This is a genomic window from Psychrosphaera aquimarina, from assembly GCF_032461525.1.
In the GTDB taxonomy this organism is placed as follows: Bacteria; Pseudomonadota; Gammaproteobacteria; order Enterobacterales; family Alteromonadaceae; genus Psychrosphaera; species Psychrosphaera aquimarina.
Genome location: NZ_JAWCUA010000007.1, coordinates 886,371 through 907,295, shown reverse-complemented (window position 1 = coordinate 907,295; position 20,925 = coordinate 886,371). Strand labels below are relative to the sequence as shown.

General features: G+C 38.4%; 19 protein-coding genes. 11 read left to right on the top strand and 8 right to left on the bottom strand.

What is annotated here, in order from left to right; all coding sequences use genetic code 11:
• Nucleotides 1-3: 3 nt before the first annotated feature.
• The 6 genes from RT723_RS10610 to RT723_RS10585 all read right to left on the bottom strand — a co-directional run bounded on the left by RT723_RS10610 (nucleotide 4) and on the right by RT723_RS10585 (nucleotide 6,007).
• Nucleotides 4-1,317, bottom strand: a complete 1,314-nt coding sequence (locus RT723_RS10610) for a sigma-54-dependent transcriptional regulator (RefSeq protein WP_315947045.1) — start codon at nucleotides 1,315-1,317, stop codon at nucleotides 4-6.
• Between the two features lie 93 nt (nucleotides 1,318-1,410).
• Nucleotides 1,411-2,088, bottom strand: coding sequence for an ABC transporter permease (locus RT723_RS10605; RefSeq protein WP_315947044.1), 678 nt, complete (start codon nucleotides 2,086-2,088; stop codon nucleotides 1,411-1,413).
• Nucleotides 2,069-2,650, bottom strand: coding sequence for a hypothetical protein (locus tag RT723_RS10600; RefSeq protein ID WP_315947043.1), 582 nt, complete (start codon nucleotides 2,648-2,650; stop codon nucleotides 2,069-2,071). The genes RT723_RS10605 and RT723_RS10600 overlap by 20 nt, the downstream gene beginning before the upstream one ends.
• An 8-nt stretch (nucleotides 2,651-2,658) precedes the next feature.
• A complete protein-coding gene (locus RT723_RS10595) occupies nucleotides 2,659-3,948 on the bottom strand; it encodes an ABC transporter permease (protein ID WP_315947042.1) in 1,290 nt (429 codons plus the stop codon).
• A 23-nt stretch (nucleotides 3,949-3,971) separates the two neighbouring features.
• On the bottom strand, nucleotides 3,972-4,685 hold the full coding sequence (locus tag RT723_RS10590; protein WP_315947040.1) for an ABC transporter ATP-binding protein: 714 nt from the start codon (nucleotides 4,683-4,685) through the stop codon (nucleotides 3,972-3,974).
• Between the two features lie 53 nt (nucleotides 4,686-4,738).
• Complete coding sequence (locus RT723_RS10585) at nucleotides 4,739-6,007, bottom strand: efflux RND transporter periplasmic adaptor subunit (RefSeq protein ID WP_315947039.1); 1,269 nt, start codon at nucleotides 6,005-6,007, stop codon at nucleotides 4,739-4,741.
• Between the two features lie 312 nt (nucleotides 6,008-6,319).
• Between RT723_RS10585 and RT723_RS10580 the strand changes: the two genes are divergently transcribed.
• On the top strand, nucleotides 6,320-7,363 hold the full coding sequence (locus RT723_RS10580; RefSeq protein ID WP_216056713.1) for a WD40/YVTN/BNR-like repeat-containing protein: 1,044 nt from the start codon (nucleotides 6,320-6,322) through the stop codon (nucleotides 7,361-7,363).
• 102 nt (nucleotides 7,364-7,465) lie between these two features.
• On the top strand, nucleotides 7,466-8,332 hold the full coding sequence (locus RT723_RS10575; protein WP_216056712.1) for a prohibitin family protein: 867 nt from the start codon (nucleotides 7,466-7,468) through the stop codon (nucleotides 8,330-8,332).
• Nucleotides 8,333-8,519: 187 nt separating this feature from the next.
• Here RT723_RS10575 and RT723_RS10570 read toward each other — a convergent pair whose 3' ends face one another.
• Nucleotides 8,520-10,724 (bottom strand): S9 family peptidase, encoded by a 2,205-nt coding sequence (locus RT723_RS10570; RefSeq protein ID WP_315947037.1) that lies wholly within the window; start codon nucleotides 10,722-10,724, stop codon nucleotides 8,520-8,522.
• A gap of 265 nt (nucleotides 10,725-10,989) precedes the next feature.
• On the opposite strand from RT723_RS10570, the gene RT723_RS10565 reads away from it, so the two are divergent.
• Nucleotides 10,990-12,045, top strand: coding sequence for an HDOD domain-containing protein (locus RT723_RS10565; protein ID WP_315947036.1), 1,056 nt, complete (start codon nucleotides 10,990-10,992; stop codon nucleotides 12,043-12,045).
• Nucleotides 12,046-12,066: 21 nt separating this feature from the next.
• Here the strand turns inward: RT723_RS10565 and RT723_RS10560 are convergent, their stop codons facing one another.
• Nucleotides 12,067-12,816: a tRNA1(Val) (adenine(37)-N6)-methyltransferase gene (locus RT723_RS10560; RefSeq protein ID WP_315947035.1), complete on the bottom strand. Its 750-nt coding sequence runs from the start codon at nucleotides 12,814-12,816 to the stop codon at nucleotides 12,067-12,069.
• A gap of 137 nt (nucleotides 12,817-12,953) precedes the next feature.
• On the opposite strand from RT723_RS10560, the gene srmB reads away from it, so the two are divergent.
• The 8 genes from srmB (at nucleotide 12,954) to coaE (ending at nucleotide 20,889) form a co-directional block, all read left to right on the top strand.
• A complete protein-coding gene (gene srmB / locus RT723_RS10555) occupies nucleotides 12,954-14,180 on the top strand; it encodes an ATP-dependent RNA helicase SrmB (protein WP_315947034.1) in 1,227 nt (408 codons plus the stop codon).
• Nucleotides 14,181-14,202: 22 nt separating this feature from the next.
• On the top strand, nucleotides 14,203-14,718 hold the full coding sequence (locus RT723_RS10550; RefSeq protein WP_315947033.1) for a retropepsin-like aspartic protease family protein: 516 nt from the start codon (nucleotides 14,203-14,205) through the stop codon (nucleotides 14,716-14,718).
• Between the two features lie 35 nt (nucleotides 14,719-14,753).
• A complete protein-coding gene (nadC, locus tag RT723_RS10545; RefSeq protein ID WP_428983657.1) occupies nucleotides 14,754-15,611 on the top strand; it encodes a carboxylating nicotinate-nucleotide diphosphorylase in 858 nt (285 codons plus the stop codon).
• An 82-nt stretch (nucleotides 15,612-15,693) separates the two neighbouring features.
• Nucleotides 15,694-16,215 carry a pilin gene (locus RT723_RS10540; protein WP_315947029.1) on the top strand — a complete coding sequence of 174 codons (522 nt, stop codon included), beginning with the start codon at nucleotides 15,694-15,696 and terminating at the stop codon, nucleotides 16,213-16,215.
• A gap of 43 nt (nucleotides 16,216-16,258) precedes the next feature.
• Complete coding sequence (gene pilB, locus RT723_RS10535) at nucleotides 16,259-18,034, top strand: type IV-A pilus assembly ATPase PilB (RefSeq protein WP_315947027.1); 1,776 nt, start codon at nucleotides 16,259-16,261, stop codon at nucleotides 18,032-18,034.
• Nucleotides 18,035-18,076: 42 nt separating this feature from the next.
• Complete coding sequence (locus RT723_RS10530; protein WP_315947025.1) at nucleotides 18,077-19,279, top strand: type II secretion system F family protein; 1,203 nt, start codon at nucleotides 18,077-18,079, stop codon at nucleotides 19,277-19,279.
• A gap of 90 nt (nucleotides 19,280-19,369) precedes the next feature.
• Nucleotides 19,370-20,263 (top strand): prepilin peptidase, encoded by an 894-nt coding sequence (locus tag RT723_RS10525; RefSeq protein ID WP_315947023.1) that lies wholly within the window; start codon nucleotides 19,370-19,372, stop codon nucleotides 20,261-20,263.
• Complete coding sequence (coaE, locus tag RT723_RS10520) at nucleotides 20,263-20,889, top strand: dephospho-CoA kinase (RefSeq protein ID WP_216056701.1); 627 nt, start codon at nucleotides 20,263-20,265, stop codon at nucleotides 20,887-20,889. Before RT723_RS10525 ends, coaE begins: the two co-directional genes overlap by 1 nt.
• Nucleotides 20,890-20,925: the final 36 nt, after the last annotated feature.

The window sequence follows — 20,925 nt, the reverse complement described above, 5'->3', positions numbered from 1 at the left end:
TTATTACTCTTGTGTTAGGTTATGTTTTTCAATACGACGGTACAAGGCTTGGCGACTTAATCCAAGTTCATTTGCAGCTCTTGCAATGACCCATTGGTGTTTGTCTAAGACGGATTTTACTTGCATCTTGTCATCATCAATGTGAGCAGAACTGGCTATCCTTGGGGCTTTAGCATCAAGCATAAAGTGTTCGGGCAACAATGTATCCCCATTACAAAGTACCATGGCTCGTTGGCATTGGTTTTCTAATTCTCTAACATTGCCTAACCAAGGTTGTTGGCTTAACAGCTGCTCAGTTTCATCTGCTAATATGTGACTACCTGATACAAAGTGACGAGCTAGAGGAATAATGTCATCTTTTCTTTCTCGTAGTGGTGGTAAATTTAATTCAACAACGTTAAGGCGGTAATATAAATCTTCACGGAATGAACCGTCTGCGATGGCTTGGAGTAAGTTGCTGTTAGTTGCACTAATAACACGAACATCTACACTAATAGTCTCGCTAGAACCAACACGTTCAAACTGGCCCGTTTGTAATACGCGCAGTAATTTCATTTGGCCAGCAAGAGATAAATTACCAATTTCGTCTAAAAATAATGTACCGCCATCTGCGGCTTCAAATCGGCCAACACGTGTGGTGGTTGCGCCGGTATAAGCTCCTTTTTCTGCACCAAACAACTCAGCTTCCATCAATTCACTGGCTAACGCGCCCATATTAACCTTGATAAAAGGATAGTTTTGACGTGGGGAGTGTTGATGAATGTAATCAGCAATGCGTTCTTTGCCACTGCCGTTAGCCCCCGTGATTAAAACACTAATTTCACTGACTGCAACTTTGTTTGCCATTGCAATCAGTTGCTTCATTGGTTGGCTTTCCACAATAAATTTTGGCGTATTAGTGGACCTGCTGGTTGTGCCTTGATTTTGTTTATGGCTCGATGATTTGAGATTAATATTGGCCGCAATTACTTCCAGTAATTTTTCGTCATTCCAAGGTTTCGGTAAGTAGTCGGTGGCACCTGATTTAACCAATTCAATTGCCATTTCTAACTGACTCCATGCGGTTATCAGGATAATTGGTGTTGTAGGTAATAATTCTCTTAATTGATAAAACAGTGATTTACCTTCAACACCAGAGGTCGTCCCTTGGCTAAAATTCATATCCTGAATAATTAAATCTATCGACTGGTTATTAGCGGCGATAACGGCGTCTTTCACTGTGCTTGCTGTTGTGACTTGGTAGTCATGCAAACTCAATAATAAATCCAGCGCATCTAATATATCTGGATTATCATCAACCACTAAAACCCGCTTCATTATTATTTATCCCTTACTTATTCGTTAGTCATTTTCGATGTATGCATAGCCGTTAATTCAATAACGGCTATTGAACTGTATTACCAATGGATATTACAGTGTTTTTGTGGCTATTACTGGTGATATTTTAGTGGTTTTATAAGCCGGTAACCAAGTCGCTAACGACCCAGCTGCAAATACAACAAATACCGCCAGTGCATATAATAATACGCTTGGTTTATCGATAGTAATGACTTGTGACAATGCAATGTTTAATCCAATCATAGTGGCAACGCCAATGATACTTGCCCCTAAGTTGAGTAACCAGTTTTCACTAAACACATATAACATAATGTCTTTTTTACGTGCACCAAGGGCACGGCGAATACCAATAAACTTACGTTGCTGAGTAACATGAAAATGCGCATGGGCAAAACTACTAACCACAGTTACTAGAACCATTAATAACGATAACATGGCGAATAAACTCGCTAAACCTGAGTCTTGGCTGTAATAATTTTTTAGACGTTCCGTCATGCTTTGCACTCTAATAATGTCACGTTCTGCTTGAACTGATAAAATAGTGTCACTTAATTTTGCTTGTACTTGTTCAACTTTTCCTGGCTCAACTCGCACCACGTAATGTTGTTCAAAGTCTGATTGTGAAAAGAGGAAATTACCAAATAATCCGTAATATTTTGCTTTGCCTTTATGTGAAGGACTGATCACAAAGTCTTTGGCTATACCAATAACTCGGCCATTATTGGTTAATTCACCAACTGCAGATCTCATCTGGAAATACGGCTTTAGCAAGTGACTCAGTTAGGATGATGTTTTGGACGATATCATCCCGTTTCCCCGGAGTATAAAAGTCAGCCGTAATATCGTCCATTGTGTTAAATGCTCTACCTTCGATAATTTCCACACCTAAATTAGCTAAGCCAATTTCACTGGTATAAAATTGTGGAATGTTTCTCAATTCCCTCGCTAATACGGCATCGTCAGGAAAGTCAGCGGCTTGAACATTACCATTCCAACCGCCATTTTGGATTGGCAGTTGGTTGTAATATGCGGCACTGATCACGCCGTCCATCGCGGTTATCTTAGCTATGTCTTGTTTGGTTATCGACTGATAATAATTCGTGTCTCTATAAGCACCTGATGTTGGTAACAAATCAACTGAAATAAGTTGCTCTACATCAAAACCTAATGGCTTGTTTAACTTTTCAATGGCTGAGTTAGTTAAAATGACCGTATTAACCATTAGACCTATAGTTAGACTCAATTGTAGTAATAATAATCCTGTTGCAAACTTGCGCAGGCGTAATGCTTTTAATAATGCTTTGATATTCATATTAATTCCTATTTCAACGTCGTTGATAATGGCGTTCTACAAGAACGAATTAATGGGTACAACATACTTATGAAAGAGGTCACTAGCGCCACGAAAATCCCAATGGCAATAAGTGAGAAGTCGATATCACTGGTTCGTTCTAGTGCAGGGAATAACCTTGTGGATATTTGTAAAAATAACCAACCAAAAAATAGGGAAAACACAGCGCAGACACAACCAATTAATATGCTTTCTACCAACCCTTGATAAAATACATCTTTCATTCTGGCGCCCACCGCACGTCTTAAACCCGTTTCAAAACGCGCACTGTGATAGCGGGCTAATAACAAGCTGCTAGCGTTAAATATACAAACCGCTAAAAATAGTGATGTTGCTAACGCAAAGGCTATCATGCGTTCGTCAACGACTTCATTATGATCCAACCATTGATTTACATCTAATAAACGGTTCTCATTCGCTCTTAATATCTCGCCTTGCTCTTGTCTATGTTGCGAGTAATTATCTATATACGCTTGCATCGCATTTTTTTGTTGTTGATTTTCAAGTTGTACAAACGCTTGAATAAAGTAGCCGTTTTTACCTCGATTGTCAGACACTGAGTTAATACGGTCGGTAGAGGTGCTTCTTACATTGATTGCCCATTCATTATCTAGCGCCGTTTCAATCGGTGCGTAAATATCATCCGTGGTTTTAAACTTTTGTCCATAAGCGGCATGATAATAAAGAGGTTTTAGTTCCCAGGGTTTTAATATCCCAACTACTTCAAACGCTTTACCGTCTATTTCTAAGGCTTTACCAACGTTATTTCCACCGCCAAATACTTGTTGGTTGAGTGTGTCACCTATAACGATTTGTTTAGCGTGGTCTTGTTGCCAAACGCCACCATAGGTAAAAGGAGCTTCTGTTAATGGGAAAAAGCCGGGTGTAGTGGCACGTACAACTGCTTGATGTCGCGTAAGGCTTTTTGAATTAATATCTCTGGCATAAACCTGCGATTGGTAATGCACCATAGTGTGGGTTGCGATGTCATTTTTTAAGATATGCATCGCGTCGTCGTAACGCATAACTTCAATTAACTTTGCATCTGGATTGTCTCCGGTCCAAACATTAAGTGAGACATTAAAGATACGGTCACTTTTATGCGGGATTGGGTCTGACGACATGGTTTTAATGATGGCGATATTAGCCAAAAATACGCCCACACCAATCGCTAAGGTTGAGATCATTAAAATAAAAAACAATCTGTTACGGATTAAATTGCGCACGCTTAATTTAAGATAATAGTTAAACATTTCCATGATTAGTCCTTAGTATTTAACCCTTAAACATTTACCGTAATAGTGGCATTGTCGTGAGTTGGGGCGTACACGCTGTGATCCGTAATTTGACCATCAATAACTTGTACGTTTCGACCAACAGAACGTGCCTGATCTGGGTCATGCGTTACCATGATAATCGTACTACCAGTGTCGTTTAAGGTATGTAGTAATTCCATCACTTGGCGAGCCATTAATGAATCTAGATTACCCGTCGGCTCATCGGCTAATAATATTTTAGGTTCACCAGCTAACGCTCTGGCAATCGCCACTCGTTGTTGTTGCCCACCAGATAATTGACTTGGCAGGTATTTGGCTCTGCTGGCTAACCCTACTTGTTCTAAAGCATTAACAATGCGACGTTTTCTTTCCCCAGCAGTAAAACCACGATAGCGTAATGGCATATCAATATTATCAAACAAGTTAAAGTCGGGAATGAGATTATAGTTTTGAAAAATGAAACCAATTTTTTCGTTACGTAAACGCGATAATTCGTCATCGTTAAGTCCTTTGATATTTACACCGTCTAGTTCGTAAGAACCTTCGTCGAAGCTATCTAATAACCCTGCAACATTTAAAAATGTAGATTTACCTGATCCAGACGGTCCTGTTACCGCAACAAATTCACCTTCTTTTACATCTAAATTGAAGTCACGTAATGCGTGAGTTTGAATAGTGTCGCTTCGATAAATACGGCTGATGTTTTTCATGTTAAGCATAATTTTTTTCCTAATAACTCTTTAAATTCGGTTAATTAAAATATTGGTGTTTTTCAATTTAGTAAGACACTTTGATGAGCATCAAAGGTTTCAGTGGATGAAATAATGATTTCATCACCAGCATTTAAACCAGAAGTGATTTCAATGAATTCAACACTCTGTGCGCCTACTGAAATTGGCTTTCTGTTTGCTGTATTGTCAGTGATTAAATACGCCGCTTTACCTGCGTGACTGGCTAAAAAACTACCTCGTTTAACCATTAATACATTGTCTTTTTTCTCAAATTCAATGCGTGCATTTAAGCGTTGATTTTGACGTAGTTGGATATCGTTGATATCAGCGATGGACACTCTAACGGCCACTTGGCTATTGTTTACTTCAGGCGATATTGAAATAACCTTACCTAGGAGTGTTTTGCCAGAAATAGTGATCTGTACATCCAGTCCTAAACCTAAATCGTCGGCATAAAATTCAGGGACATTTAGCTCAGCCTCATATTGGCTCAAATCAACAATAGTCATAATGGCTTGTGCATCAGTTACTCGCTCTTTCTTTTGCACCAACCAGTTACCAACCACGCCAGTAACTGGCGCTCTAACATTAAGTAATTCAACACGACGTTGTAATTCATCAACTACTAGTTGTTGGCTTTTTACAAAAAATGTACGGGTTTGGCTTTCAAAATCTAAGCGTTTTTTAGATAACTCAACACGCTTATGGGCGTGTTTTAACAACAACTCACTTTCAGTTTTTGCGTCTTGTTTGGTGACTAACTCTAATTCACTGATCACTTTTTTCTCAAACGATAACTCTGCACGAGTAAGCTCTCTAACACTGGCATTATAATAAATTTGCGCTGAGTCGAGGCTGCGTTCCAAATCAAGTAGGGCCTCGTTATCGCTTAATTCCCCACGACTGGCTTCTATCCTTAGACGTTCTAATGTTGCGGTGGCTTGTTTAATCGTGGATTGTAATTCTGGGCTAGCAATAGTGGCGACTATGGTACCTTTTTCCACTATATCACCGGGTTTTGCAATTAACGTTACTTGACCCGCTTCCGAGCTGTACAAGGTTGGTGCATTAGCGGCGACCAGTTTACCGTTTACGGCAACGTCTCTGATTAACGTCCCTTTAAACACTTTGGCTCTATTAATTATGTTTGAATCAATATTAGGTATGCCACCCATCCATTGATTTAACGTTGGCAAACTAACCCATGTAACGGCAACCATGATGGATAAAATAACCATCACCTTTTTCCAAGGCTTAGGGTTAATCGTTTTATTAATTACTTCGTCTTGTCCGCTGGTATTGTTGATCATGTTTTTCCACTGCTGTTGAACAATATAAGGAGTATATTGCGAGTCATGTGCCAAAAGCTTAAGTTGCTGTTTATATTGGTTTAATTGTATTTTTAACTTTGTGAGAGTGTCCGTTCGGACAGTTAAAAGTGTCCGCTAGTGTCCGTTTATACATAATGGACACTTGTTGATATTGGCTGAGGTTTATTAATTGAACTTCATTCAAATCAAACGTTTATGTTGAGATAAAAGCAGAGCAAAAATTAAATCTTAAGAAAACCAAGTGCAGTGGGTAAACTTGGTATAACATGTTGTTTTACCTTAGGAGTTTTTATGAAGATCTTTTTATTAGCAAGTTCGTTTTTGAGTTTAATTTCTAGCTTAGGCGTTGCTGCTCAAACGAGCATGACCGCTACAGTGACAGCGTCTACTGACTTTGTGATCACTTCTAAACAAATTTCCACAGGCAATCGTTTTCAAGCTATCTCTATTGATGAGAAAGGCGGCTTGTGGGTAAGTGGTACTAATTCTTCGGTTTATCATTCAGCGGATCTTGGCCAATCATGGAGCGCCGTTAAAACACCGGATACAGGTAAAGATTTACAGTTCAGAGACATTCAAGTTGTGGACAATAAAATCATCTTAATGAGTGCGGGTGAGGGGGCTGATTCACGTTTGTATATGTCTGATGATAAAGGTGAGTCTTGGTCATTAACCAATCAAGGGCAAACTCCTGAAACCTTTTATGACTGTTTTAGTATGTTAAACAGTACAACAGGATGGCTTTATGGAGACTCCGCTGACAAGCAGTTTTCAATATTAAAAACCACTGACGGTGCGAAAACTTGGCAGCCGATAACTATGCCATTTAAAGCTCAAGCCGACGAAGGTGGGTTTGCATCAAGTGGTACTTGTTTGAATCACAATAAACAAGGTGATATTGCAATTGGAACAGGCAATGCTGAAAACCCAAGGCTGTTAATTAAAAAGAAAGATCAAGCATGGCAGTCAATAACTTCTCCATACAAAGGTGGGGAAGCGGCAGGTATTTTTTCAGTGCAATTTGATAAAGATAATTTGTATACCTTTGGTGGCAGCTTAAAAACTAAAGGTGTTGCTACCCCGGTTTATAAATATTCTTTGAGTACCTCTAGTTGGCATTCATTGCTAGGTGCTCCATTAACTGGGGCGGTTTATGGTTCGGCGATTACCAAAGAACATGTATTCATCACTAACCCTGAAGGGATTGCCGTTCTAAACAAAAACAAAACTGCTTGGCGTAAACTATCTGACCTAGACATTTGGGCCATGGCTTGTAAAGACAATAACTGTTGGGGAGTTGGAGCCAACGGAACCGTAGTTACAATAGCTTGGTAAGGCGTCACCAACTTTATGTTTACACTGATAAATTCAGTTTAATAACGAAAGTGACGTGTGGAATAAATAACGATTTAAATACATATAATAAGGAATATTTTAATGACAAAAGTGAACATCCCGTTTAAAAAGATTGCACTAGGTGCCGCTATCGTAATATCACTACTGGGATCAGTTTATACAGTTAACGAAGGTCATATTGGTATAGTTAAGCGCTTTAGCGAAGCTAAAACCCAAGTGAATCCGGGTTTACACTTTAAAATCCCTTTCATAGATAGTGTTGAAGAGATTGAAGTAAGAACACGTAAAAATGAAGAAAAAATGGCATCAAGCACCAAAGAGCAAATGCCAGTTACAATAAGCGTGTCGGTAAACTGGACGGTTGATAAAGCGGCCGCGTTAGACTTATTCAGACAATATGGCGGTCTATCTCAGTTTGAAAATAGAATACTAGATCCAAGGTTTAGATCTGCGACTAAAGACGTGATCCCTCAATTTGATGCGGAAAAACTAATTCAAGATAGAGCAAGCGCGATACAAGCCATTGAAGCTAATTTAATTGAAGAAATGAAAAACTTCCCTGTAACGGTAGACAATATTCAAATTGAAGACATTAAACTCCCCGCTAAATACTTAACGTCGATTGAAACTAAACAAACAGAAAAAAATCTTGCGGATGCTGAAAAACATAAACTTGCGAGACAAAACTTAGAAGCGCAGCGTGACGTAAATACAGCAAAAGCCAAAGCAGACGGTATTCGTTTGATTGCTATTGCTGAAGCTGAATCTATCAGAATTAAAGGCTTGGCAGAAGCAGAGTCAATTACGGCTAAAGCAAAAGCACTTGTAAATAACCCTTTAATTGTTAAGTTAACTGAAGCCCAAAACTGGGATGGCAAATTACCTGCAACCATATTAGGCAGCAGCAATATGCCAATTTTAGATATGAGAGAAAAATCTAAAAATTAAGTTAAAAAATATAGCTATAAAAAAACGCCCTAATTTCATAATTAGGGCGTTTTTATTTATGCTTTAAGGCGATAAGGCGATAAGGCTATAAGGCGAAAAAGCTTTAAGGCTTTAAAGCTATAAGCTGTAAGGAGGTAAAGCTAAAACTTCCAGCACTCATACCTTTCAGCCTTCCAGCTCTCAGAGCTTATAAGTTCTTATCAAAATAGCGAACAATGGTTTTGGCTAAATGTAAGCCCGTTTTTTTACCACGAATACTATGTTTGCTACCCGGATAGGTCATTACATCGAAAGTCTTGCCTAAGTCTTGTAAGTGTTTAAATAACTTAGTTGAGTTGGTAAACAATACATTGTCGTCTGCCATACCATGATAAATCAATAAGTCACCAGAAAGGCCGTCGGCGTATTGGAATACATTGCTGATGTCGTAATCTTCATTGTTATTACCTGGATGTCCAGCAAAACGTTCTGTGTAGTGAGTATCATATAAACCCCAGTCTGTAACTGGTGAGCCTGATACGCCAACTTTATAAACGTCTGGCGCTTTAAACATACCCATGATAGTCATGTAACCACCGTAACTATGGCCATAAATACCAATACGCTCAGGGTCAACAAAGTCTAAGGTTTTAACGTACTCAATGCCGGTTAATTGATCTTTAAGTTCTACATCACCTAAATGTTTGTAGATAGGATCTTCAAACTTTTTACCACGATTAGCCGAACCACGATTATCTAAGGTAAATACTACATAACCTTTTTGGGTTAAGTGTTGGAATAAAGCGTTACGGCCGCTCCAACTATTAGTGATCTGTTGTGAACCTGGGCCACCGTAAACAAAGTTAATCACCGGACGTTTCCCTTCAAACCCAACCGGTTCAAAAATACGGTAATACAAAGTTTGCCCGTCTTCTGCTTTTAACGTTCCAAATCTAGGTTTAATAAAGTCAGACTTGTATGAATAAAACGGGTGATCTTTATCAACTTTATTTTCTTCCATCCAAGTGATGTGCTGCCCATTGGCTTTATGTAAGCTCACTTGAGTTGGCTGCATAATGTTGGAGTACGAATCTAGGTAGATGCTGGCATCTTTAGAAAAGCTAACTCGGTGATAGCCGTCACGTTTTGAAACACGAGTGATTTGGTTAGGTTTGTTCAGGTTTACTTTATATACATGGCTTTCAAGTGGCGTATCTTTGCGGCCAGTAAAAAAGATATCCCCTGTCTTTTTATTAACGGCTTTTAATGCATCAACAACCCAATCGCCTTTAGTCAGTTGTGCGATTAATTTACCTTTGTAATCAAATTGATAAAGGTGGTGGAAGCCGTCACGTTCAGAGCCCCAAATAAAGCTATCATCTAGATATTTAAGTGAGTCATGGATGTTCACCCAAGTATCCGATTTCTCTTGAATAACCACTTGTTGTTCTAATGTTTTAGCGTTTACAAAACGTAATTCAAGCAATTGTTGAGTACGGTTTTGCCACTGATAACTAAAGGTTTTATTATTTGGTAACCAATGACCACGCGCTAGATAAATGTCTTTATCTGCTCCCATATCGATCCAGCGAATATCATCTGTTTTACCATTAACATCCATAATTCCTAATTCAATATTAACATTAGGTGTTCCGGCAAATGGGTAACGTTGATCAACAAGCTTAATGCTATCAGCGTATATTTCGTTTCGAGTGACCACTTCTACCGGAGACATATCTACCTTGGTTAATGCAATTTTAGATTCATCGCCAGACCACCAATAACCAGTCATTCGGTCAATTTCTTCTTGGGCAACAAATTCTGCCATCGCAAATTTGATATTACCGCCACCAAGTGTGGTTAAGGCTTTCGTTTTGCCTGATTTGATATCAATAATATATAGATTTTGATCTAACACATAAGAGATGTAATTGCCTTTTGGCGAGAACTTAACGTCAGTGGCAAAACCTTCTGAGTTAGTTAACTTAACGGCTTTTTTGGTAGAGAGTTGGTAATAATATACGTCCCCCGCTAAAGGGAACATTAAGGCTTTACCGTCAGCAGACCATGTATATTGAAGAATACCTTTACCATAAATACGTAAACGTTCGCGACGTGCCTTTTCTTCATCCGATAAGTTTTCTTCACCAGACATTAATGCGGCTGAGTCAACCAACATAGAACGTTTACCTGATTGAACATTATATTCCCATAAATCGTAACGGTTATAGTCATCGGCACGAGATTGGATGTATGTTGCGCGTTGTCCATCTGGAGAAACGGTGAGGTTTCTAGGTGTTTTGCCCGACAATGATGGATCAGAGTAGATGCGTTCTAAACTTATTTTTTCGGCTTGTACAACGGATGACAATGCCATCAATGCAACAAGTAATATGTTTATAAATTGTTTCATAGTTCATTCTTATATTTGTTGATGTTTGGGTAATTCATACTTATCAGAACGCGTCGTTCTCATATTGAACTGGATGATGCCAGAGTATGTTGATAGATGAAATTACCAATATACAGATTTGAGATAATCAACACTATTTATCAGTGGAATATTTAAATTTTGGAAAAGCTTGTTCTGTATCAAGGTATTTACTGGACAAATAACACCAAGAAATTTATGTTTAGCGAATACTTAGTCGTTAAGTATCGTCGTTAATAGGAACAAGATGTTTAAGTCCTTAATTCAGGCTGTATTTCCATCCTTTGTGGATCAAGATTTTATCCCCGATTATGTGTCATTTGAACGTGGAAGAAGTTTAAGCAAGGCCGAACAATATATTGCTGAAAAACTAGCTTCAGCGGGAGATGTTCAAGCCGATAAAAGGGTGAATACCAACCCTTTTTATGACTATCTATTTGGTGATTCTAAAAAAGCGAACTCTCAAGATCAGTTGAGTTTATATGTTGCTTCTAAATTAGCTGAAGTTTTATATGATCCTACGGATGTATTAAATGCATTGCCAATTAAACCTAATTCACTGGTAAAAGTGATGTCGCTAATTGGTTCTGCTGAATTTGATTTGAGTGAATTATTAACTGTCATAGAGCAAGAGCCGAGTATGGCGGCAGAGATCATTAAATTAGCTAATTCAACTCGTTATAAACGTGGTTCAAAAGAAGTGACCGACTTAAATAAAGCTTTTATGTATATGGGAGCGGAAGGGCTGAAAGCCGGTGTTATTGAAGTTCATTTAAAACGTTTTGCTTCCAGTTCAAATTTATACTTTAAATTGTTTGGCGAGAAGATTTGGGCGCATAGCTTAAACTCAGCAACCTATGCACAACAATTAGCATTAAAAAGTTTACCAAAAGAACAAGCACCTAGTATGTACTTGGTTGGGTTATTAAAAAACTTAGGGGATATGGTGATCTTTCAGTTAATGATAGATGCATTTAAATATGTTGACCCAGATGCAAAACCTGACAGTGAACATTTTAAAATTTTAATGGCCGAAAACTCACATAAACTGACGGTGTTAATTGCTAAACATTGGCAGTTACCTCAGCACTTAATTGAAGTATTAATTGAGTTGGGCAAAGATGAATCGCAATTTAGTGATGAAGCTAAATGTATTTATGATGCAAGTAACATTAGTGAATACTGCTTGATGTTAAAAGCCAAAAGAATCACTGAAGCTAAGTTGTTAGACCTTCAACATAAAACCAAAGCCTCGGTTCAGGCTATTGAATTAGCAAAAGAAATATTAGACGAAGCCGCTTAATATTGAAGCTAGTTAAAACAATTACATTTTAACGTAGAAGGCTTTGCATAAAGCCTTATACTCGGCACTATACTGATTATTCTCATCTCTGATTGTTAGGTCGTTAGACATCACGCTCAGAGGTGATGTTGTTTTACGTAAACAAAACAATAAACGGCTGATTGGTTTTTTAGGGGTGGTCTTAACCCGAGTTTGTCTGGTTAATTGCATGTTTAACGATAAAGCCAATTCGATAACTAGCTCAGCCTGCTTTATCGGTAAGATTAAATTAAATTCTCCCTCGTCAGATAACAAATTATCAGCAGCTTGCAATAACTGTTCAAACCCCATGTGTTTAGTGTGCCTTGCTAAGTTTTTATTTGGGCTGGCGCTTAACAATGAATCTTCAAAATAAGGCGGGTTGGAAACTAAAAGATCAAAACACTGTTTTTCAATTTTTTGTTCATGTTGCCAAGTTAAAAAGTCATGGTGGAATACAGTAACTTGTGAAGCCCAAGGTGATTGATCAACATTAAATTGAGCTTGTTGATAAGCGTCTAAATCAATCTCTAATGCTGATATATTTGGTATATCCATTAACCTTTGACTGCGTTGAGCTAACATTAATGCAATCAGCCCTGTTCCGGTGCCAATATCCAAAATGTTTTTAGCATGACCAATATGGGCCCATGCGCCTAATAGAATCCCGTCGGTATTCACTTTCATTGCACATTGTTGATGCCAAATAGAAAATTGTTTAAAACAAAAGTCGGCTGGCGCAGGACTTCTCAAGATTAGGGTATCCGTCTTGTAACTAATTCCGCTATAATAGCAAAATATTTTGCATTGATGTTTTGTAAGTTAGTCGTTAGTGACAGCTTTACATCAATATTGTGTTTTATCCATCGTTTAGTTATTCAGGAATATTAATGTCGTTTAGTGAGTTTGATTTAGATCCCCGCCTTGAAAAAGGCATTCACGCAATTGGTTATAGTCAACCAACGCGGGTTCAAAAGTTAGCGATTCCTGAGGCTTTGGAAGGACTTGATATTTTAGCCAGTGCGCCAACGGGGACAGGTAAAACCGCGGCCTTTTTAATTCCAGCTATTCAATATTTGTTGGACTTCCCTCGCAATTCCCCTGGTTTTGCTCGTGTATTAGTATTAGCACCTACCCGTGAATTGGCTTATCAAATATTTGAAGTCGCACAGGAATTAACAAGTTTTACTGATTTAAAATCTGGTGTGGTTACTGGTGGAATTAATTACGGCAGCCACAGAGAAATTTTTGAAAAAAATAATGACATCTTAATTGCGACTCCTGGACGTTTAATGGAATACATGGAAGCGGAAAGCTTTCACTGTGAAAATGTTGAGATTTTAGTCTTAGACGAAGCTGACCGTATGTTAGATATGGGATTCAGAAGTTTCATGTCGACCATTGCTGAACAGTCTCGTAATCGTAAACAAGCTATGTTGTTCTCGGCCACGCTTGAAGGTCGCGGTATTATTGAGTTTAGTAACCAAGTATTAAATGAAGCAGCTCAAATTGATGCAGATGCACCACGTAGAGAGCGTGGAAAAATTGTACAGTGGACTCACTTAGCCGACAATATAGAACATAAGTTTGCTTTATTAATGAGTTACTTACAGTCTGAAGAAGTGACCAAATCCATTGTATTTGTTAAAACCAAAGAACGTCTGGAATTAGTCGTTCAGTTTTTACAATCTCAAGATATTGTTGCAACTTATTTGCAAGGCGATATGCCACAAGATAAGCGTTTAAAAGCCGTTGAGCGTGTTAAGTCAGGTCGTTCAAATATCTTAGTTGCAACAGATATAGCAGCGCGTGGGTTGGATATTGTCGATATCAGTCATGTTATTAATTTTGATATGCCACGAAGTGCCGACGTATATGTGCATAGAATTGGTCGTACCGCTCGTGCTGGCGCCAAAGGTTATGCGATAAGCTTAATTGAAGCCCATGAAATGGGTGTTGTGAAAAAAATTGAACGTTATACAGACCAAACCTTTAAACATAGAAAAATTAAAGGGTTAGAACCTAAACATAAAGAAGCAGCTGTACCGGTAAAACGTAAAAAGCCACATAAAAAGAAATTGGCTAAAGCTGCGAAAAAAGAAGAAAAAGTAAATTGAATCCAAGTGGCCTTTAATATTTATGAGTGATCAGCCTAAACAATTTGGTAAGACGTTCTCCTTTATATTTTGGGGGTTATTACTGGTTTCTTTGGTTTATTTTTTTGAAGATAAATTAGCCGAACAAATTAACCCTAATTCAGAGCCTAACTCATACCAAGTGGGGGATGTGCAGATATTGGAGTTACAACGTAATCGTTACGGCCACTATGTGACAAGTGGCTTGATAAATCAGATTGAAGTTGAATTCATGTTAGACACTGGTGCCACCAATGTTGCTGTGCCGCAAGGTGTGGCAGATAAAGTTGGGTTACGAAAAGGCAGAGCAGTGCAAGTGCATACCGCGAATGGCACTGCCACCGCTTATACAACGGTTATTAACCAGTTAAATCTGGGTGATATTCAATTGTATGATGTAAAAGCCAGTATTGTACCTGGCATGGTAGGCTCACAAATTCTATTGGGCATGAGTGTATTAAAACAAGTTGAGTTTCGACAAGTGGGCGATCAACTTACATTAAAACACCATGTTAGATAAAAAACGATAAAACACATAATCAAAAATTGTAAGTAATTGAAATGCATAAACCTTATATAGAGCAACAAGTTAGTCGCGCATTAAGTGAAGATTTAAATGGACAGAGTGCGTTTGATGGAGACATTACAGCACAACTCATTCCGCCAACTCAACAAGCCATTGGTAAAGTTATCACCCGAGAATTTGCCATCATTTGTGGTGTAGAATGGGTTAATGAAACTATGCAGCAAGTAGATTCTAGTCTTGAGGTGGAATGGTTTGTTAAAGATGGTGATGTCGCTAAGCCTAATCAAACTTTATTTATTGTAAAAGGCCCAGCTCGCGCTATTTTGACAGCAGAACGAACGGCATTAAATTTTTTACAAACCTTATCAGCTACCGCGACAACAACACATCAATATGTGTGCGAAGTTAAAGCATTAGGCAGTACGACTAAAATTTTAGACACTAGAAAAACAATACCGGGTCTGCGTTTAGCGCAAAAGTACGCGGTAAAATGTGGTGGTGGCCAAAATCATAGAATTGGCTTGTTCGACGCTTATTTGATCAAAGAAAATCATATCCAAGCCGCTGGTGGAATTAAACAAGCAGTAAGTCGTGCACAAGAGTTAAATCCTGGTAAAACCATTGAAGTGGAAGTTGAGACCGAACAAGAGTTAATTGAAGCGATTGATGCGGGTGTACATATTGTGATGTTAGATAATTTTGATGTTGAACAAACCTTACGTGCTAAAGAGTTAGCCGATGGTCGCGTTAAACTTGAAGCTTCTGGCAATATGGATGGTGAGAAATTCAAAGACTACGCTCGTTTGAATGTGGACTTTATTTCAATTGGTGGTTTAACAAAACATGTTGAAGCCATTGATTTATCTATGCGCTTTTCTGAAATATAAACAAATTCTCGCCACAAACTGGCATCTGAATAAATCTGAACTATTATCTATTTTGGGGACAGGGTAGATAATAGGGACGGTTATGTTAATTTCAAATTCAAAGGGATTTACACTCATTGAGCTTATGATAGTCGTCACTATTTTAGGCGTCCTTTCTTGGTTTGCGATTCCCAAATATCAAAATTACAGTTTAAAAGCCACGGTCTCAACTCAAGTCAACTCGGCCATCCGGCCATTACAAAATGCCATCTTCGAATACGTCGCTTATAACGGAGTATTACCTACTAGTTTTTCAGATTTGGCCAATATTGGTTTTGTTGATAACGATGGCAAACAATACGATGCAGCAAGTGACTTTGCTAATGGTTCAGTTTCCGGTATTGATGTTGATTTCCCCAGTGATACGACAAACAACATCACTTTAGGTGTGCAATTTGCGTGTACTTCTATCGGATCAGGCTGTAATAAAATAGCACCGAAAGCACTACAAACCCTGACCGCAGAAGTCTCCGTTATTCTAAGTAACAATGGGTCGGTCAATATACGATTAGATCCAAGCCGTGAAGCCAATTTAAAGTTTAAAGGTTTTTTACCTAGTTTATAAATGTTCCTGAACCATGGATTTGGGAGGAGAAAAGGAGAGCGTCATGGCAAAAATCATGGAAGGTATTTTAATAAAACACTTATTAAACCAAGGCGCGATAAATCAAAGTGACATTGAATTATTAACAAAAAATGTAGATAAATACTTAACGGTGCCATTGGCTTTGGTAACGGAACAAGTTATGACTTGTGATCAGCTTAGGCAATGGAATTGTGCTTTATTTGATATTGAAGTATTTGAGCTAAGTACATTCGATTTTAATAGTTGGCAATTTAAACATCATTCTTTATTAAAAGATCAATCGGCTTTTTTACAAGAACATCAGATTTTGCCTATTTCAATCCATAACCAAGTTGTTACGTTAGCCACGGCTGAGCCCTCCAACTTAACGGTGCAGACGACCTTCGAATTTAATAGCGGATTTCATACTGAGTTAGTGTATTGCGACCCTATTTTATTACAGCAAAAATTGAATGAGTTATTAACTGGCAAGGTGCACACGTTATCGGAATCTCAGTCTGTTCAACAGCAAGTGCCGCCAACCACTGCTTATCAAGTAAGCCAAACACAAAGTCCTTCAACAAGTAATATTAATCATGTAACAACACATAAGGAGGAAAAACATGCCGGCCAGAGTTCAAATACTCTTAATGAGCCGACAGAACCCATCATAGGTTATGTGGATAAAATATTACGACAAGCAATAAAGCAAGGTGCATCTGACTTACATTTTGAACCTTATGAACACAGTTACCGCATCAGATTCAGAGTTGATGGGGTATTACATAATAAAGGTAAGCCGCCGGAAAGTTTAAATAGTCGATTAGCGGCACGTATCAAAGTCATGGCCAATATGGATATTGCTGAGAAACGTAAACCACAAGATGGTAGGTTGAAATTCACCTTTGATAAACAACACGTTGAGTTTCGTGTCAGTACATTACCTACTATATGGGGAGAGAAAGTCGTATTAAGAATTTTAGATACCCAGGGTAACTTAGCTAATGTTAAAGCTTTAGGCTTTGATAAATATCAGGAGCAAACGTATCTAACTGCACTTTCCCAACCTCAAGGATTGATCCTAGTTACAGGGCCAACAGGCTCTGGCAAAACATTGACCTTGTACAGCGGTCTTAACGTGTTAAACACGGAAGACATTAATATATCTACTATTGAAGATCCGGTGGAATACCATTTACAAGGTATTAATCAGGTGCAAGTAAATGGCAAAGCTAAGTTAGATTTCGCCAATAGTTTGAGGGCTTTTTTACGCCAGGATCCGGATGTGGTTATGGTGGGTGAGATCAGGGATTTAGAAACGGCAGAAATAGCGATAAAAGCGGCCCATACTGGTCATTTAGTCCTTTCTACTTTGCATACTAATTCTGCGGCTGAAACATTAAATCGTTTAACCAATATGGGCATCCCAACTTACAACTTAGCAAGTGCTATCTCACTTATCATCGCACAGCGCTTGGTTCGTTGTTTGTGTGATTATTGTAAACAGCCTGAAACGGATATCCCAATTAAAGAGTTAGTGAAGCAGGGGTTTAATATGACTCAGCTAAACACAATCACTTTATATAAAGCAAAGGGATGTAAACGTTGTAATCAAGGCTATAAGGGGCGTACTTCCATAGTTGAATTATTAAAACCAAACGCAAATGTCCGACAGTTAATCATGCAACAGGCCAATGTATTAACGATACAAACAGAAGCGGTAAACGGTGGCATGGTGTCGTTAAGGCAAGCTGGTCTTAACAAAGTGATCAAAGGGGTGACCAGCTTGGAGGAAATCAACCGAGTGATCAGCTATTAACATCTGATTTATGTCACAGGTTACTAAATAGGAACAATAATCTTGTTTAATAAAAAGCGTATGTTTATTTATCAGGGGGTAAATAGTTCCGGTCAAAAAGTCACGGGAAAACTGGCAGCGCATTCAAAACGCCAAGCAAAAGAGCAACTTGTCGTTCAAGGTTTTACTTCCATCCAGTTGGGGGCTAACGCTACATTTAGGTTATTTAATAAAACACTATCTAAAGACCAGATCAGCGACTTTACAAGAAACTTAGCAACCTTATTACAAGCGGGTTTACCAATCGTCACCAGTTTGGAGATCATGAAAAAAGATGTGATGCATTATGGCTATCGGCGATTATTGTCGAGACTCATTGGGCGTTTGAAAATGGGCCATGTTTTATCTGAGGAGTTGGCGTTTTGGCCAACCTACTTTAATGAATTTTATTGTCAATTAGTTGAAGCGGGTGAGTCTGTTGGGCGCATTGATGAAAGCTTTGTTAGATTAACTCTCTATCTTGAACACAAACAGCAACTAGCGAATAAAATTAATAAAGCTTTAATGTACCCAAGCGCAGTGATCATTGTGGCACTGATTGTTGTTGGTATTTTGATGGTAAAAGTGATCCCCAGTTTTCAGGATATCTTTGCTAGTTTTGGCCGAGCGTTACCAGAACCAACCATGATGGTGATTGCTTGGTCTCAGATGATTCAACAGTATTGGCTTTATATTTTTGTCGTTGCCTTATCACTGGTCTTCATCGTAAAACTTATTTGCAGATTTTATCGGGTTAGGTTGATGAGAGATGCCATTTTATTAAAATTGCCATTATTTGGTCCTATCATCATTAAGTTTAACTACGCTAATATAAGCCAAACTTGTTATACCCTATTTGCCGCAGGGATCCCTATTCACCAAGTTTTGCAGTCCGCGGCCAAATCATCGACTAATTTGATTTATAAAAATGCACTTTTAGAGATTCAAGCTCATGTATCTTCTGGTACTATGTTGCACAGGGCAATGGAAGATAAACACTTGTTTTCAGATACATTTATTCAATTGTTGGCAATTGGTGAAGAATCGGGAAAACTAGAGTCTTGTTTATTCAAAATTAATAAGATTTATCAAAGTGAAGTTGAGTATGACATTGAAAAGTTAACTAACCTCATCGAGCCTACCATTATGCTGTTACTAGGCATATTAGTTGGCGGGTTAGTTTTGGTCATGTATTTGCCTATTTTTGACATAAGCAGCTCACTATAATAAGGCTCATTACCAGAGTGTTATAGGTTGCACATTGACCAAAATGAAAGATAAACAGAACTTAATACTAACGCGGAATATGTAAATCATATGTTTGAACCAATAATATTGTTATTACAAACCAACCTATTTTTCTTTGTAACAAGCGTGACGGTTTTGTCCTTGTTAGTGGGTAGTTTCTTAAATGTGGTGATCTACCGATTGCCTAAAATGATGGAAAATGAATGGCATTGTGATTGCCGCGAACTATTAAAAGATGAGTTAAAAAAACAATCAAAAGGGAAAGCGGAACAAACACCAGAGGTGTTCAATTTAGTTAAGCCAGATTCTCATTGTCCGAGTTGTAATGCGCCAGTAAAAGCTTGGCAAAATATCCCAGTTTTAAGTTACTTATTATTGAAAGGTCAATGTGGCACTTGCCACAATAAAATCTCTAAGCGTTATCCTGCAATCGAATTATTAACGGCGGTGGCATCTGCAGTAATTGCCTATAAATTTGGTTATTCAGCCCAGAGCTTAATGTTGATACCGATAACTTGGGTATTTGTAAGTCTTATTTTTATTGATATTGATCATATGTTATTGCCTGACCAGCTCACCTTGCCAGCTTTATGGGCTGTATTGGTTGCATCTCATTGGACTGTCTTTTTAACACCAATGGAAACCATATGGGGAGCCGTTGCCGGGTATTTATGTTTATGGACAATTTACTGGGTATTTAAACTCGTTACTGGCAAAGAAGGCATGGGGCACGGCGACTTTAAATTACTCGCAGTCATTGGAGCGATAGTTGGTGTTATTAAATTACCTATGGTGATCTTAATGTCATCTATTGTGGGGGCGGTCGTTGGTATAACTATGATGTTTATGGCTAAAGCTGGGCGTGATACACAAATTCCTTTTGGGCCATATTTGGCCATTGCCGGCTGGATTGTCATGTTATGGGGTAACGAAATATTCAATTGGTATATTGGGTATTTATAATGAATGATAAATTGGTTATAGGTGTTACAGGCGGTATTGGTTCTGGTAAGTCAGCACTTACTAGAGAGTTTGAAAAACTGAATGTGATTGTGGTTGATGCCGATGTGGTTGCCAGAGAAGTTGTTGCGGTAAATTCACCGGTACTAACGCAAGTAGCACAGCAATTTGGTGCAGATATTTTGTTATCGACGGGTGAATTAAACAGAGCTAAATTACGCGAAATTGTGTTCAGCGATGAACATAAAAAACAAACATTAAATGCCATCATGCACCCCGCGATTCGTAATGAAATGATCAACCAATTACACAATGCCCAATCACCATATGTTATTTTATCTGCGGCGTTAATTTTTGAAAATCAATTAGATAAGCTTACGGACAAAGTGGTGGTAGTGGATGTACCTGAAACTCTGCAACTAGAGCGAGCATCCTCAAGAGACAGTGTTGAGCAGCAACAAATTCAAGCCATCATGGCGAGCCAATGGACTAGGCAGAGAAGAAATGAGCAAGCCGACTATATCGTCCCTAACGATGGCGCTATTGCTCTCTTAGCTGAACAAGCTAAAAACTTAAATACCAAATTTTTACAATTAGCTGCGGATAAGCTGATTAATGTAGCGAATTAATGTGAAATGCATTAATGTGAAATGCATTAATGTTTA